Genomic DNA, 13,553 nt, shown 5'->3' on the forward strand with positions numbered 1-13,553 from the left:
GCGAGGGGAAAACCGGTGGGAAGGTTTCGTTTTTTTCTTGAGCGGACAAAAACAGTCCGCTTTGTCCGCTTTTGGCTGTTTTTGCTTTTGGCTGTTCTGTTGTTTGCCGTTTTGTATTGGCAAGTGAAGCCGCGCCAGTATGAGCTGCGCCTGTTTGACGTCGCGAAGGAAACGATCCGTTCGCCGGTGACGGTCGAGGACAAAGAGGCGACCGCCAAGCTGAAAGAAGAGGCGGCGGCGAAAGTAGCGGATGTCTATACGTTAAAAAAAGAATATGCCGAAAACCGGGTCGACCTTCTTTCCTCGCTGTTTGCCGCGATTGAAAGCGTGCAGCGCGAGGCGGAGCCGGACCGCCCGCTCGGCGATATGATCGCCAAACTTGAGGAACGGCTGCCGCCGGAATGGCTTGCCTATCTGTCTGCCGCTGAATGGCAACGGCTGCTTGCCGCCTCGCCGGAGGAGCTCAAGACGGCGAAGGAAGCCGCCTTGACCGCGGTGCATGCCGTCATGAGCGAGCGCATTTCCCAAGCGGAACTTGACACGGCGCGGGCGGAAGCGGCCAAAGAGCTTGAATACGCTGCGCTGTCGCCGCCGCTTCGCGAGGCGGTCGCGAAGCTTTGCCGACAGGCGGTCATTCCGAACGTCGTCTACGATCGGGCGGCGACGGAAGAAAAACGGCGGCAGGCGATGGATGAAGTGAAGCCGGTGAAAATTTTGCAAGGGCAAGTGATCGTCGAGGAAGGACAGTTTATCACGAATGATGTTTACCGCCGGCTCGAGCTGGTCGGCTTGCTTGAGAGCGGGCGTCCGTCTTGGACCGCCGCTGGGCTTTTGGTGTTCGTTTTGTTGCTGCTTGCTCCGCTCATTTATTATTTTCGGACGGAAACGACGAATGAAAAGCTGTCGCTTTATACAGCCATTTTTGCGTTGATGATGACGACAATGGCGCTCATTCGCCTTCTGCCATCTAGCGGCGCTGTTTCCATCGGTTACCTTGTGCCGGCGGCGTTCGGGCCGATGCTCGTCCGCATTTTGCTCGGAGAGCGGCTCGCGATGATGACGACCATCATCGGAGCAGTGTGCGGCAGTTTGCTGTTCAATGAGGAAATTGGAACGGCCGGCGCGGTGTCGGTGTCGTTGATTGTTTACTTTCTTGCCGGCGGCTTGGCCGGGACGTTTTGTCTGCCAAAGGAGCTGGCGAAAGCGAACATTTGGCGGGCCGGCGTGTTTGTCGCCGCGGTCAATATTGTTTCGCTTTTTTCGCTGTTGCTGTTAAAAAACGGCCGCTATTCGCCGACGGAAATCGGCTTGTTGGTGCTGATGGCGGCGGCCTCAGGGGTTTTTTCTGCCATTTTGACGATCGGTCTCTTGCCGGTGTTGGAGGCGGCGTTTGGCATTTTGTCGCCGCTTCGGCTCATTGAACTGTCCAATCCGAACCATCCGCTCTTGCGCAAGTTGCTCACTGAAGCGCCGGGGACGTACCATCATAGCATTATGGTCGCCAATTTGGCCGAAGCGGCGTGCGAGGCGATCGGCGCCGACGGCTTGCTGGCGCGCGTCGCCTGCTACTACCATGACATCGGCAAGACGAAGCGGCCGCGCTATTTCATCGAAAATCAAATAGGCGGCAATCCGCATGACCATTTGTCGCCGCAGTTGAGCAAAAATATTATTATTGCCCATGTCGCCGACGGCGTCGCTTTGCTGCGCAAGCACCGGCTGCCGAAGGAGATCATCGACATCGCCGAACAGCACCACGGCACGACGCTGCTGAAGTATTTTTATCATAAGGCGCGCGAGCAAACCGAGTTTGTCTCGGAAGCGGAGTTTCGTTATCCCGGGCCGAAGCCGCAGACGAAAGAAGCGGCGGTCATCAACATCGCCGACAGCGTCGAAGCGGCTGTTCGCTCGCTATCCAACCCGTCGCAGGAAAAAATCGAGAAGATCGTCCGGTCGATCATCGCTGATCGCTTGCAGGACAACCAGCTGAACGAGTGCGACATTACGCTGAAGGAGTTGGAACTCGTCGCCCGTTCGCTTTGCGAGACTTTAAACGGCGTCTTCCATTCGCGCATCGAATACCCAGAAGTACGAAAGGAAAAGGTGAAGCATGCATGACCATTCACATTGATTTTCTAGATGAAACGAACGAGGTGACCGCTGAGCAAATCGAGACGATCGAGCGGCTGCTCGCCGAGGCGGCGGCCCTTGAAAACGTGCCGGACGGGGCGGAGGTGAGCGTCACATTTGTGGACAACGAACGCATCCGCGCGATGAATCGCGACTATCGCGGCAAAGATGCGCCGACCGATGTGCTTTCGTTTGCTCTTGAGGAGGAAGGGGAAGAAGAGGTTCACATCGTCGGCGCTGATATGCCGCCGGTGCTCGGCGATATCGTCATTTCGATTCCGAAGGCAAAAGAGCAGGCGGCAGCCTATGGACATTCGTTCATGCGCGAGCTCGGGTTTTTGGCTGTGCACGGTTTCTTGCACCTGCTTGGTTACGATCATGGGACAGAAGAGGAAGAGCGCGTCATGTTCGCCAAGCAGGAAGACATCTTGGCGAGGTTCGGGTTGACAAGATAATGCGCGGCAAACGAGAGCGAGACCGGTTTGCTTGGGCGTGGGCGGGAATGAAGGCGGCGGTGAAAGAGGAAGCTCATTTGCGCTTCCACTTGGCGGCCGCTGTTGTCGTCTTTGCCGCCGGGTGGGTCGTTGGGCTGTCGCGCTGGGAGTGGATCGTGCTGCTCATGGCGGTCGGCACGGTCATTGCGCTTGAGCTTGTCAACACGGCTATTGAGCGCGCCGTCGATTTGGCGACGGGTGAGTTTCATCCGTTGGCGAAAGCGGCGAAAGACATCGCTGCCGCGGCGGTGCTCGCGGCGGCCGGATTTGCGGTTGTGATCGGCATTTTGCTGTTTTGGCCGCATCTTCGCTAAACGAATGAGAGAGAAAATTCGAATTTTTTTGTTACATTTTGAAATGCATTTCAAATGATGAAATGGATGGCGTTTTTTTGTAAAATAAAAGAAAACAGCGTTTGCTTGCAGGAAAGGAAGAGTCAACTCGTGGAGATTGAGCAGCTCATTGTCGAAGCGAAAAAAGCGCGTGAACTCGCCTACGTGCCGTACTCGAAGTTTCCAGTCGGCGCCGCGCTGTTGACGAAAGGCGGCAGTGTGTACCGCGGCTGCAACATTGAAAACGCCGCCTACAGCGTGTGCAATTGTGCGGAGCGGACCGCGTTGTTTAAGGCATATTCGGAAGGGGAGAAGGAGTTCACTGCTCTTGCGGTCATCGCCGACACTCCCCGCCCGGTGCCGCCGTGCGGCGCATGCCGCCAAGTGATCGCCGAACTTTGCCACGGCGATATGAAAGTCATTTTAGCCAACCTCAAAGGCGATGTGAAAGTCATGACAGTCAGCGAATTGCTGCCAGAAGCTTTTTCAGCGGAGGATCTGCATGCGTAAAGAAGGATACAAATCAGGATTTGTTGCCATTATCGGAAGACCAAACGTAGGAAAGTCGACGTTTTTAAACCGCGTCATCGGGCAAAAAATCGCGATTATGAGCGATAAACCGCAAACGACGCGCAATAAGATTCAAGGCGTGTACACGGACGATGACGCGCAAATCATCTTTATCGACACGCCTGGGGTGCACAAACCGAAGCATAAGCTCGGCGACTTTATGATGAAAGTGGCGCTCAATGCGCTTCGCGAAGTGGATTTGATTTTGTTTATGGTCAATGCCGAGGAAGGATTTGGGCGCGGTGAGGCGTTCATCATCGAACGGCTGAAAGAAGTGGACACCCCGGTGTTTTTAGTCATCAATAAGATCGACCGCGTCCATCCGGATGAATTGCTGCCGCTCATTGACCGATACAAAGATTTGTACCCGTTTGCTGAAATCGTGCCGATTTCGGCGCTTGAAGGGAACAATGTCGACCGCCTGCTTGAGCAAATTAAAGAGCGGCTGCCGGAAGGGCCGCAATATTATCCGCCGGACCAGATTACTGACCATCCGGAGCAGTTTATCATCGCCGAGCTCATTCGCGAGAAAGCGCTTCACTTAACGCGCGAGGAAGTTCCGCACTCGATTGCTGTCGTCGTCGAACGCATCGAGCGGCGAGAAGGGTCGCCAACGGTGTATATTAGCGCGGTGATCGTTGTGGAGCGCGATTCGCAAAAAGGAATCATCATCGGCAAGCAAGGCCGGATGCTGAAGGAAATCGGACAGCGGGCGCGCGCTGACATCGAAGCGCTGCTTGGGTCAAGAGTGTTTTTGGAACTGTGGGTCAAAGTGCAAAAAGACTGGCGCAACCGCCTTTCGCAGCTGCGTGATTTCGGGTTCCGTGAAGACGAGTATTGACAGTTAGAAAATTTTACGCGACATAAACCGTTTTTGCCTGAGCCAACCTATAGGTAAACCACCAATACGCAATGCCTGCAGGCGGAAAGAGGTGTCATTCCATGCTTGAGTTTACGTGGAAGTTGTTTAGCCAAACAGGCAATATCGACACGTACCTCCTATTTAAAGAGTTGGAACGAGCGCAACAGTTTGGCGGTGAAGAGCAAAACGCTGAACAGAAAGAAATCGACCAGCCGATCTCGTAGCATCGTTGTTGGTAGAAGCGGTGGTGATGGGATGTTCGAAACGTGTGAAGCGATCGTCATGCGGACGGTCGATTATGGCGAAACAAATAAAATTGTTACATTGTTTACCCGAGAATGGGGAAAGGTGGCTGCGATGGCAAGGGGAGCGAAAAAGCCAAGCAGCCGCCTTTCTGCTGTTACGCAGCCGCTCTCATACGGCCATTATGTCATCCGCCGCAGCCGCGGCGTCGGCGTTCTTCACCAGGGAGAGCTCATCGACTCGATGCGGGCGCTGCGCGAAGATTTGTTTGCCGCCGCCTATGCGGTGTATATTGTAGAGCTCACCGACAAAAGCACGGAAGAGCAAAAGCGCAATCCGTACTTGTTTGAGCTTCTTTTGCAGACACTACAATATATGAGCGAAGGCCGCGATTTAGAGATTTTGACGTTCATTTACGAAATGAAAATGCTTGCAGTGCTTGGCATTCCGCCGGTGCTGGACCGTTGTGCCCGCTGCGGGGCGACGGAGGGGCGCTTCTCGTTTTCCGTCAAGGAGGCGGGCTTCCTTTGCCATCGCTGCGAGGCGTCCGATCCCCATCGGTTCCCGCTCTCTTCGGCTTCCGTCCGGCTGTTGCGCCTCTTTTTTCATATCGATCTTGCTCGGCTTGGATCCATATCGGTGAAAGAAAGCACAAAGATGGAGCTGGGCGCCGTATTGTCCGCCTATTATGATGAATATGCCGGCCTGTCGCTGAAGACGAAGCGTTTTTTGCAGCAAATCGGTGAACTGAAAGACAAGCTCAGCCCCGACGGAGGGCAAGGAGCATCATTTTCATTGTGAATGGGGCGTGTAGTATAATATAAATGAGAGTGATAGCGTGTGGGACCTTTTTTGGCAAGGTGGTGAACGACGATCGAACTAAATAAACGCCAAGAGCAGATTTTGCAAATTGTGAAAGACTACGGGCCGATCACCGGAGAAAGCATCGCTGAGAAACTGAACTTAACGAGGGCGACGCTGCGGCCGGATTTGGCCATCTTGACGATGGCTGGCTACTTGGAAGCACGGCCGCGCGTCGGCTATTTCTATACGGGAAAAACCGGCAAGCAGCTGTTCGCCGATAAAATGAAAAAGATGAAAGTCGAGGATTACCAATCGATTCCGGTTGTCGTCAATGAGAATGTGAGCGTCTATGATGCGATCGTCACAATGTTTCTAGAGGACGTCGGCACGCTGTTTGTCGTCGATGACGAGTCGTTGCTTGCGGGCGTTTTGTCGCGCAAAGATTTGTTGCGCGCAAGCCTCGGCAAGCAGGAACTGACGGCGATCCCGGTCAATATTATTATGACGCGGATGCCGAACATCGCCGTTTGCTACAAGGACGACCCGCTCATTGACGTGGCTGAACAGCTGATTGAAAAACAGATCGATGCCATGCCGGTCGTGCGCAAAACGGAGAAAGGATATGAAGTGATCGGCCGTATTACGAAAACGAATATAACGAAAGCATTCGTGTCGCTAGCCAAAGAGGACTAAATCCAAACAAAGGAGGAGAAGAATGAACCAGCGCCTTGTTTACGTCGTATCCGATTCCGGCGGGGAAACGGCCGAGCTTGTCGTCAAAGCGGCGGCCAGCCAGTTTCACGCCTCGCCGATTCAAGTGAAACGCGTCCCGTATGTGGAAGATAAAACGACATTGGCTGAAGTCGTCGCTTTAGCGAAAATGAACCGCGCCATTATCGCGTTTACGCTCGTCGTTCCGGAGATGCGGGAATTCTTGCTCGCCGAAGCGGCGCGCGAAGGGGTCGTCGCATACGATATCATCGGTCCGCTCATTGAAAAGATGAGCCATTTGTTCCAGCTGACGCCAAGATATGAGCCGGGTCAAGTGCGCGTACTTGACGAAGATTACTTCAAAAAGATTGAAGCGATCGAATTTGCCGTCAAATACGATGACGGGCGCGACCCGCGCGGCATTTTGCGCGCCGATATCGTGCTCATCGGCGTATCGCGTACATCGAAAACACCGCTGTCGCAATATTTGGCGCATAAGCGGCTGAAAGTGGCGAATGTGCCGATCGTTCCAGAGGTCGAGCCGCCGGAGCAGCTGTTTCGAGTCGGTCCGGGGAAATGCTTCGGCTTGAAAATCAGTCCGGATAAACTGCTTTCGATCCGCCGCGAGCGGCTGAAATCGCTCGGCCTGAACGACCAGGCGATTTACGCCAATATGGATCGAATCAAAGAGGAGCTCGCTTATTTTGATGAAGTCGTGAAAAAAATCGGCTGCGACGTCATCGATGTGACGAACAAGGCGGTCGAAGAGACGGCGAGCATCATTATGAAAAAGTTGAAGCGCTAGCTTCGCCTCATCCGCACGATTTCTTGATTTGGAGTCGTGCGTTTTCTTATGGCATATTGCCGCGATTTATATTATAATGAAAAATTGCGAGAAAAATGACCTATATAGGTTTAGAGCGGCCATGAGACGAGTAAACTATTTATAGCCGCTTGTCAAGAAGAACGAAAAAAGATTTTCGACAAAGTTGTCAATCATTCGGCAAAAAAGCAGGATTTTTTTGCGATGGTGTAGAATAATAGGGGGTGTAAAGCAACCCTTGCTTTGAGAGCGCGGTCATCTGCTGCATAAGATCATCAAGAAAAAAGTGAAATTTTCTTTTTCTTGCTGAAATATAATATACCGAAGCGCATCTTCGAGATGCACCGCTCTGATGAATCTTTGTCCAGACGGCGGGCTGAGGGGCGGGAAGCGGATGATCAAGCCAGCCGACTTTACGGGCAAGGGGGCGAAACGAACGTTTTGAAAAAATTTGTCGAAATGGAAAGGAAAATCGGCTTGCTGCCGAGAATAAATACGATACGGGGTTGTTCGTATGGGACATCGCATTCCCGAGGAAACGATTGAAGCCATCCGCCGCGGCGTTGACATCGTTGACGTCATTGGCGAATACGTCCAGTTGAAAAAGCAAGGCCGCAACTATTTTGGCTTATGCCCGTTTCATGGAGAAAAGACGCCATCGTTTTCCGTTTCCCCAGAAAAGCAAATTTTCCACTGCTTCGGCTGCGGGGCAGGGGGGAATGCCTTTACGTTTTTAATGGATATCGAAGGCATTCCGTTTGTGGAAGCGGCGAAACGTCTTGCGGCCAAAGCAGGGATCGATTTGTCCGCCTATGAGCTGGACAGCCGCGGGAGTGATGGCAGCCGGGCCGACGAGGCGAAGGCGATGGTCGAAGCACACACGTTGTTGAAACGATTTTACCATCATTTGCTTGTCCATACAAAAGAAGGACAAGCCGCGCTCGATTATTTGCAGGTGCGCGGGTGGACAAAAGAAACGATCGACCGATTTGAAATCGGCTATGCGCCGGATGTTCCTGATGCCGCCGTCAGGTTGCTGGAGAGCCGTTCGTTTCCGTTGGTGTTGATGGAAAAGGCGGGCTTGTTGGTGAAAAAAGAAGACGGGCGATACGTCGACCGCTTCCGGAATCGGATTATGTTTCCGATCCATGATCATCGCGGCGAGACGGTTGGTTTTTCCGGCCGTCTGCTCGGCGACGGGCAACCAAAGTACATGAACAGCCCAGAAACGCCGATTTTCCGCAAAGGCACGCTTTTGTATTTTTTTCACGAGGCGCGCGTGTCAATCCGCAAGCGTCAAGAGGCGCTGCTCGTTGAAGGGTTTGCCGATGTCATCTCTGCCGTGCAGGCCGGCGTTGACTATGTGGTGGCAACGATGGGAACGTCGCTGACCGAGGAGCAGGCACGCATTTTGCGCCGCCATGCGGAAACGGTCACGATTTGCTATGACGGCGACAGCGCCGGAACGGAAGCCGCCTGGCGCGCCGCCGAACAATTGAGCGCGTTCGGGTGCCGCGTGAAGGTAGCGTTGCTCCCGGACGGGCTGGATCCAGATGAATATATACGCACTTGCGGCGCCGACCGTTTTGCCGAAGAGATCGCCGCCGCCCGGCCGCTCATGGCGTTTAAAATGGATCGTTTGCGGCGGGGAAAAAATTTGCAGGAAGAAGGCGACCGGCTCCGTTATATCGAGGAAGCGCTCCGAGAAATCAGCAAGCTGTCGAGCCCGGTGGAAAAAGATTATTATATGCGCCAGCTTGCGGATGAGTTTTCGTTGTCGCTCTCCGCGCTTTACGAACAGTTGTCCCGCTCCAAGCCGGAACAGCCAAAGCCGCAGGTGAATGACGGCGGAAAACCGGTCCGGCCGGCATTGACGAAAAAATTGCTTCCGGCCTTTCAAAATGCCGAGCGGTTGTTGCTTGCCCATATGATGCGGAGCCGCGATGTGGCGTTCATCGTTCAGGAGAAGGTCGGCGGCCGATTTAATATCGAAGAGCATCGGGCGTTGGCTGCTTACATTTACGCCTTTTACGAAGAGGGGCATGAAGCCGACCCCAGCGCGCTCATGTCTCGGCTTCCCGGCGAGTTGCGGACGCTGGCGAGCGAGCTGTCGCTTTTGTTGGTCGCAGACGACGTTTCCGATCGGGAGCTTGCCGATTGCATCCGGCATGTGTTGAATCACCCGAAATGGTTAATGCTAAAGGAAAAAGAGCAAGAAAAGACGGAAGCGGAGCGAAGAAAAGACTTTTTGACGGCCGCCCGCATCGCGAAAGAGATGATTGAGATAAAAAAAATGTTATCTTCTTCATAACATGGTGGTATGAGTTTTTAAAGGAGGTAATGAAATGGCTGAAAAACCAGCCCAATCAAAGCAGGCTGAAGCTGCCGGCGAATCGCTTGAACAAGTGAAAGAGCAACTCGCTGAGCTCGGCAAAAAGCGGGGGATCCTCACCTATGAGGAAATCGCTGAGCGGTTGTCTGGCTTTGATTTGGACTCCGACCAGATGGATGAGTATTATGAATACCTCGCTGAGCAGGGCATTGAAGTGATCAGCGAATCCGACCTTGAGGCCGATCCGGACATCGACGACTTGGCCAAAGAGGAAGAATTCGACTTAAATGACTTGTCCGTTCCTCCCGGCGTCAAAATCAATGACCCGGTGCGCATGTACTTGAAGGAGATCGGCCGCGTGCCGCTGTTGTCGGCGGAAGAAGAAATCGAGCTGGCGAAACGGATCGAGCAAGGCGATGAAGAAGCGAAACGCCGGCTGACGGAAGCGAACCTCCGCCTCGTCGTCAGCATCGCCAAACGGTATGTCGGCCGCGGCATGCTCTTTCTTGATTTGATTCAAGAAGGGAACATGGGGCTGATCAAGGCGGTCGAAAAGTTTGACTATCGGAAAGGCTACAAGTTCAGCACGTACGCGACCTGGTGGATCCGCCAAGCCATCACAAGGGCGATCGCCGATCAGGCGCGGACGATCCGCATCCCGGTTCATATGGTCGAAACGATCAATAAACTGATCCGCGTCCAACGGCAATTGCTCCAAGACCTCGGGCGCGAACCAACGCCGGAAGAAATCGCCGAGGAAATGGATTTGACACCGGAAAAAGTGCGGGAAATTTTGAAAATCGCCCAAGAACCGGTGTCGCTCGAGACGCCGATCGGCGAGGAAGATGACTCGCATCTTGGCGATTTCATCGAAGACCAAGACGCGACATCGCCGTCGGAACACGCCGCTTACGAGCTGTTGAAAGAGCAGCTCGAAGATGTGCTTGATACGCTGACGGACCGCGAGGAAAATGTGCTGCGTCTCCGCTTCGGGCTTGATGACGGACGGACGCGGACGCTCGAAGAAGTCGGCAAAGTGTTCGGCGTGACGCGCGAACGCATCCGTCAAATTGAAGCCAAAGCGTTGCGCAAGCTGCGTCATCCGAGCCGCAGCAAACGGCTGAAAGACTTTTTAGAGTGACCGGTTTGTTCGATAGTTTACTTCTTCGGAAGTAAACTATTTTTTCTTTCTTTATGGGAAAGGTGGTCTATCTATGAATCGGCAACGACGGGAAACGATCATCCAAGAAATCGAATATTGGAAACGTTCGCGCCTTCTGCCGGAACATTATTGCGACTATTTGCTCGCGTTGTACACGGAAGGAGACGCCCGTTCGCACGGACGACGGTGGCGCAGCTCGCTCGCCGCTGGTCTCTGTTTATTGCTTCCAGCCGCTGCTCTTGTCATTTATTTTACTGAATTGTCATTCGTTTTGCAAACGCTCCTTTTCGCCCTATTTTTGGCTGCCTGCTTGTTCTTTTGTTGGCGGTGGCGGAACAAGCGAGAGCTCCTTCACTTTCCGCTCATCGGAAGCGCCTGGATTTTGCTTATGGCATCCATTCTTGAGGTTGATCGGTATTTTCCCAGGCAAACGGGTGCGCTAGTAGCTGTCGTGCTCGGAAACTGTGTTCTCTGGTTTGTTGTCGGCCGCCTGCTTCACCTTCGCTACTTTTCGCTCGCCGCTGTCAGCGGACCGCTGCTTGTAGCCGCCGCCATCTGGTGGCGTTGAGGCGCATTGCAGCCATTTCAGCAACTTAGGGCTTTTCCTTGTCCATTATTTACAGTAAAATAAAGTTGTTTGCAGCGTTCTTCATCATACATAAAGGAGGTAAAAGAGATGAACCGCAATCCGCTCATCCCGTTTTTCATCATCATGGCATTCGGGATTGTGCTGACGTTCGTCTTGTCGTTTAAAGGACTAGGCGATGCGAAGGAAATGGCCAAAGAGAAAAAAGGCGGCGAAAAAACGGAACAAACGGCTGAATTCAATCCGGAACAGTTTTACCAACAAACGTGTCTTAGCTGTCACGGACAAAATTATGAAGGCGGCATGGGTCCGGCATTAAAAGGAGTTGGCGAACGGTTATCGGCGGACCAAATCAAAGATGTCCTGCAAAACGGACGCGGCGGCATGCCGGGCGGGCTTGTACCAGCCGAAAACCTCGACGCGATGACGAAATGGCTGGCCGGCTTAAAATAATAACGATGATTGACGTCCCTTTGCCTTTGGCGAAGGGATGTTTTATCATCTCGAACTAGGAGAGAGCGTTCCATTTATGCCATCAAAGTGCACAAAATTGGAAAAAGAAAGGAGGGAAATGCGGGCCGCCTTCGCACAGCAGCTTGGAGAAGGTTGGCTGCGCCGTTGTCGGATTATGAACGAATTTCACCTATCAAAGCGGCTCGAAACGGTCGCTTCCTTCATCCCGAAAGGGGCGGTGCTCGCTGATATCGGTTCCGATCACGCCTATTTGCCTTGCTATGCCTGCTTGCACGGCTGCGCATCAAAAGCCATTGCCGGCGAGGTGGCGGACGGACCGTTCCGCCTAGCGCAGCAGCAAGTCGAGAAGTCCGGGCTTTCTCATCTCATTTCCGTGCGCAAAGGGGATGGGCTTTCGATCCTTGCCCCGGGGGAGGCGGATTGCATCACGATCGCCGGCATGGGTGGGGCGCTTATCGCCCGCATTTTGGGCGACGGAAAGGAAAAGCTTGCCGGTGTCAAACGGCTCATTTTGCAACCGAACATCGGTGCAGAACTTGTTCGCCGTTGGCTTCTTGATCATGGGTGGGAGCTCGTGGCTGAGCGCATTTTGAAAGAAGATGGGCAAATTTATGAAGTACTCGTCGCCGAGCCTGGCGCCCCCCGACGGCCTTACCGACATCTTGAGGCGGAGCTGCTCCTTGGACCGTTTTTGCGCCGGGAAAACAGCGAGGTGTTCCGCGAAAAGTGGAAGCGCGAGATTGAAAATTGGAAACGGATCATCGCTGATTTGACGGCCAAAGGGCAAAGTGAAGCGGCTGAGCGGAAAAAGCGTGAACTGGAGAGAAAAGTTCAATTGGTGGAGGAGGCGTTGTTATGAGCCGCGTTCCGTACGGCTATGAAATCATTCAGCTTCTTGAGCAGCTTGCTCCGAAACAGTTGGCGCTGGAAGGGGATCGGATCGGTCTGCAAATCGGGACACTAAACAAGCCGGTCAAAAAAGTGATGATCGCTCTCGATGTGCTCGAAGATGTCGTTGTCGAAGCGATCGATCAGCAAGTGGATTTAATCATCGCCCACCACCCGCCACTGTACCGCCCGCTGAAGCAATTGCTGACTGATGATGGGCACGGGCGGATGATCGCCGCGTGCATCAAGCATGACATTGCGGTGTACGCCGCCCATACGAATTTGGATGTGGCCGATGGCGGTCTGAACGATTGGCTTGCCGAGGCGCTCGGCTTAAACGATACGGCTGTGCTTGTGCCGACGTATACCGAACCGTTGAAAAAGCTCGTTGTTTATGTGCCGGTGACGCATGCTGAGGTGGTGCGGAAGGCCTTAGGCGATGCCGGCGCCGGGCATATCGGCCGCTACAGCCATTGCACGTTCAACAGCCGCGGCGTCGGCACGTTTTTGCCGCACGAAGGGGCGCGGCCGTTCATCGGCGAGCAAGGGCGGCTCGAGGAAGTTGAGGAAGTGCGCATCGAAACGATCGTGCCGGCCTCTCTTGAACGGGAAGCGATTCAGGCGATGCTGGCTGTTCATCCGTATGAGGAAGTGGCCTATGATATCTATCCGCTTGACAATGAAGGCCGTCGCTTCGGGCTCGGGCGCATTGGCCGGCTGCCGCAGCCGGTGACGCTTGGCGCTTTTGCCGAGCAGGTGAAAACGGCGTTTTCCGTTCCGGCGGTGCGCGTCGTTGGCCGGCTGGATGATCTTGTGCAAACGGTCGCGGTGCTTGGCGGGGATGGGAATAAGTTTGTCGCTGCCGCCGCATCGGCCGGGGCGGACGTATACGTGACAGGGGATGTGTATTACCACACCGCCCATGACGCCCAAGCGCTCGGCCTTCACATCATTGATCCGGGACATAATGTAGAAAAAATCATGAAAGAAGGCGTAGCCCGATACTTAATCACTGAGCTCTCGAAACGTCAATGGGAGGCAGAAGTGGTTGCTTCCAGCGTCCATACTGATCCGTTTCAGTTCGTATGAACGGCCAACGAAAAAGGCTGTCCTGGATGAGCGGTTCAACCGTTTGTCCAAGA

At 53.8% G+C, this 13,553-nt stretch carries 15 protein-coding genes; all 15 read left to right on the forward strand.

The genetic code is table 11. From position 1 onward, the window contains the following. Nucleotides 1–15 precede the first annotated feature (15 nt). The 15 genes from CD000_RS02870 (at nucleotide 16) to CD000_RS02945 (ending at nucleotide 13,500) form a co-directional block, all read left to right on the forward strand. Entirely contained in the window at nucleotides 16–2,118 is a 2,103-nt protein-coding gene (locus CD000_RS02870) for an HD family phosphohydrolase (RefSeq protein WP_011231972.1), read from the forward strand. Next, nucleotides 2,115–2,585, forward strand: coding sequence for an rRNA maturation RNase YbeY (gene ybeY / locus CD000_RS02875; RefSeq protein WP_011231971.1), 471 nt, complete (start codon nucleotides 2,115–2,117; stop codon nucleotides 2,583–2,585). The genes CD000_RS02870 and ybeY overlap by 4 nt, the downstream gene beginning before the upstream one ends. Next, a complete protein-coding gene (locus tag CD000_RS02880; protein ID WP_011231970.1) occupies nucleotides 2,585–2,938 on the forward strand; it encodes a diacylglycerol kinase family protein in 354 nt (117 codons plus the stop codon). Before ybeY ends, CD000_RS02880 begins: the two co-directional genes overlap by 1 nt. Nucleotides 2,939–3,067: 129 nt before the next feature. Next, a complete protein-coding gene (locus CD000_RS02885) occupies nucleotides 3,068–3,466 on the forward strand; it encodes a cytidine deaminase (RefSeq protein WP_021322326.1) in 399 nt (132 codons plus the stop codon). Continuing rightward, nucleotides 3,459–4,367 (forward strand): GTPase Era, encoded by a 909-nt coding sequence (era, locus tag CD000_RS02890; protein WP_011231968.1) that lies wholly within the window; start codon nucleotides 3,459–3,461, stop codon nucleotides 4,365–4,367. Before CD000_RS02885 ends, era begins: the two co-directional genes overlap by 8 nt. A 101-nt stretch (nucleotides 4,368–4,468) precedes the next feature. Continuing rightward, a complete protein-coding gene (locus tag CD000_RS02895) occupies nucleotides 4,469–4,612 on the forward strand; it encodes a YqzL family protein (RefSeq protein WP_096224835.1) in 144 nt (47 codons plus the stop codon). Between the two features lie 31 nt (nucleotides 4,613–4,643). After that, nucleotides 4,644–5,432 (forward strand): DNA repair protein RecO, encoded by a 789-nt coding sequence (recO, locus tag CD000_RS02900; protein ID WP_011231966.1) that lies wholly within the window; start codon nucleotides 4,644–4,646, stop codon nucleotides 5,430–5,432. A gap of 72 nt (nucleotides 5,433–5,504) precedes the next feature. Continuing rightward, on the forward strand, nucleotides 5,505–6,128 hold the full coding sequence (gene ccpN, locus CD000_RS02905) for a transcriptional regulator CcpN (protein ID WP_272945229.1): 624 nt from the start codon (nucleotides 5,505–5,507) through the stop codon (nucleotides 6,126–6,128). A 22-nt stretch (nucleotides 6,129–6,150) separates the two neighbouring features. Next, nucleotides 6,151–6,951 (forward strand): pyruvate, water dikinase regulatory protein, encoded by an 801-nt coding sequence (locus CD000_RS02910; RefSeq protein ID WP_011231964.1) that lies wholly within the window; start codon nucleotides 6,151–6,153, stop codon nucleotides 6,949–6,951. Between the two features lie 532 nt (nucleotides 6,952–7,483). Next, nucleotides 7,484–9,280 (forward strand): DNA primase, encoded by a 1,797-nt coding sequence (gene dnaG, locus CD000_RS02920; RefSeq protein ID WP_096224836.1) that lies wholly within the window; start codon nucleotides 7,484–7,486, stop codon nucleotides 9,278–9,280. A gap of 34 nt (nucleotides 9,281–9,314) precedes the next feature. Beyond that, nucleotides 9,315–10,442 (forward strand): RNA polymerase sigma factor RpoD, encoded by a 1,128-nt coding sequence (gene rpoD / locus CD000_RS02925; RefSeq protein ID WP_011231962.1) that lies wholly within the window; start codon nucleotides 9,315–9,317, stop codon nucleotides 10,440–10,442. Between the two features lie 73 nt (nucleotides 10,443–10,515). After that, the gene (locus tag CD000_RS02930; RefSeq protein ID WP_096224837.1) at nucleotides 10,516–11,031 is read left to right on the forward strand and encodes a hypothetical protein; all 516 of its coding nucleotides are present in this window, start codon (nucleotides 10,516–10,518) and stop codon (nucleotides 11,029–11,031) included. Between the two features lie 108 nt (nucleotides 11,032–11,139). Beyond that, complete coding sequence (cccA, locus tag CD000_RS02935) at nucleotides 11,140–11,502, forward strand: cytochrome c550 (protein ID WP_096224838.1); 363 nt, start codon at nucleotides 11,140–11,142, stop codon at nucleotides 11,500–11,502. Between the two features lie 175 nt (nucleotides 11,503–11,677). Beyond that, nucleotides 11,678–12,382, forward strand: coding sequence for a tRNA (adenine(22)-N(1))-methyltransferase (locus CD000_RS02940; RefSeq protein WP_096226218.1), 705 nt, complete (start codon nucleotides 11,678–11,680; stop codon nucleotides 12,380–12,382). Next, nucleotides 12,379–13,500, forward strand: coding sequence for a Nif3-like dinuclear metal center hexameric protein (locus tag CD000_RS02945; RefSeq protein ID WP_014196362.1), 1,122 nt, complete (start codon nucleotides 12,379–12,381; stop codon nucleotides 13,498–13,500). The genes CD000_RS02940 and CD000_RS02945 overlap by 4 nt, the downstream gene beginning before the upstream one ends. Nucleotides 13,501–13,553: the final 53 nt, after the last annotated feature.

The organism is Geobacillus sp. FJAT-46040, from assembly GCF_002335725.1.
Taxonomy (GTDB): domain Bacteria; phylum Bacillota; class Bacilli; order Bacillales; family Anoxybacillaceae; genus Geobacillus; species Geobacillus thermoleovorans.

Coding starts and splice junctions, on each gene's coding strand:
- CD000_RS02910 (WP_011231964.1), top strand. CDS start 6,151: ATGAACCAGCGCCTTGTTTACGTCGTATCCGATTCCGGCGGGGAAACG.
- CD000_RS02930 (WP_096224837.1), top strand. CDS start 10,516: ATGAATCGGCAACGACGGGAAACGATCATCCAAGAAATCGAATATTGG.
- rpoD (WP_011231962.1), top strand. CDS start 9,315: ATGGCTGAAAAACCAGCCCAATCAAAGCAGGCTGAAGCTGCCGGCGAA.
- era (WP_011231968.1), top strand. CDS start 3,459: ATGCGTAAAGAAGGATACAAATCAGGATTTGTTGCCATTATCGGAAGA.
- cccA (WP_096224838.1), top strand. CDS start 11,140: ATGAACCGCAATCCGCTCATCCCGTTTTTCATCATCATGGCATTCGGG.
- dnaG (WP_096224836.1), top strand. CDS start 7,484: ATGGGACATCGCATTCCCGAGGAAACGATTGAAGCCATCCGCCGCGGC.
- CD000_RS02945 (WP_014196362.1), top strand. CDS start 12,379: ATGAGCCGCGTTCCGTACGGCTATGAAATCATTCAGCTTCTTGAGCAG.
- CD000_RS02880 (WP_011231970.1), top strand. CDS start 2,585: ATGCGCGGCAAACGAGAGCGAGACCGGTTTGCTTGGGCGTGGGCGGGA.
- CD000_RS02940 (WP_096226218.1), top strand. CDS start 11,678: ATGAACGAATTTCACCTATCAAAGCGGCTCGAAACGGTCGCTTCCTTC.
- CD000_RS02895 (WP_096224835.1), top strand. CDS start 4,469: ATGCTTGAGTTTACGTGGAAGTTGTTTAGCCAAACAGGCAATATCGAC.
- recO (WP_011231966.1), top strand. CDS start 4,644: ATGTTCGAAACGTGTGAAGCGATCGTCATGCGGACGGTCGATTATGGC.
- ybeY (WP_011231971.1), top strand. CDS start 2,115: ATGACCATTCACATTGATTTTCTAGATGAAACGAACGAGGTGACCGCT.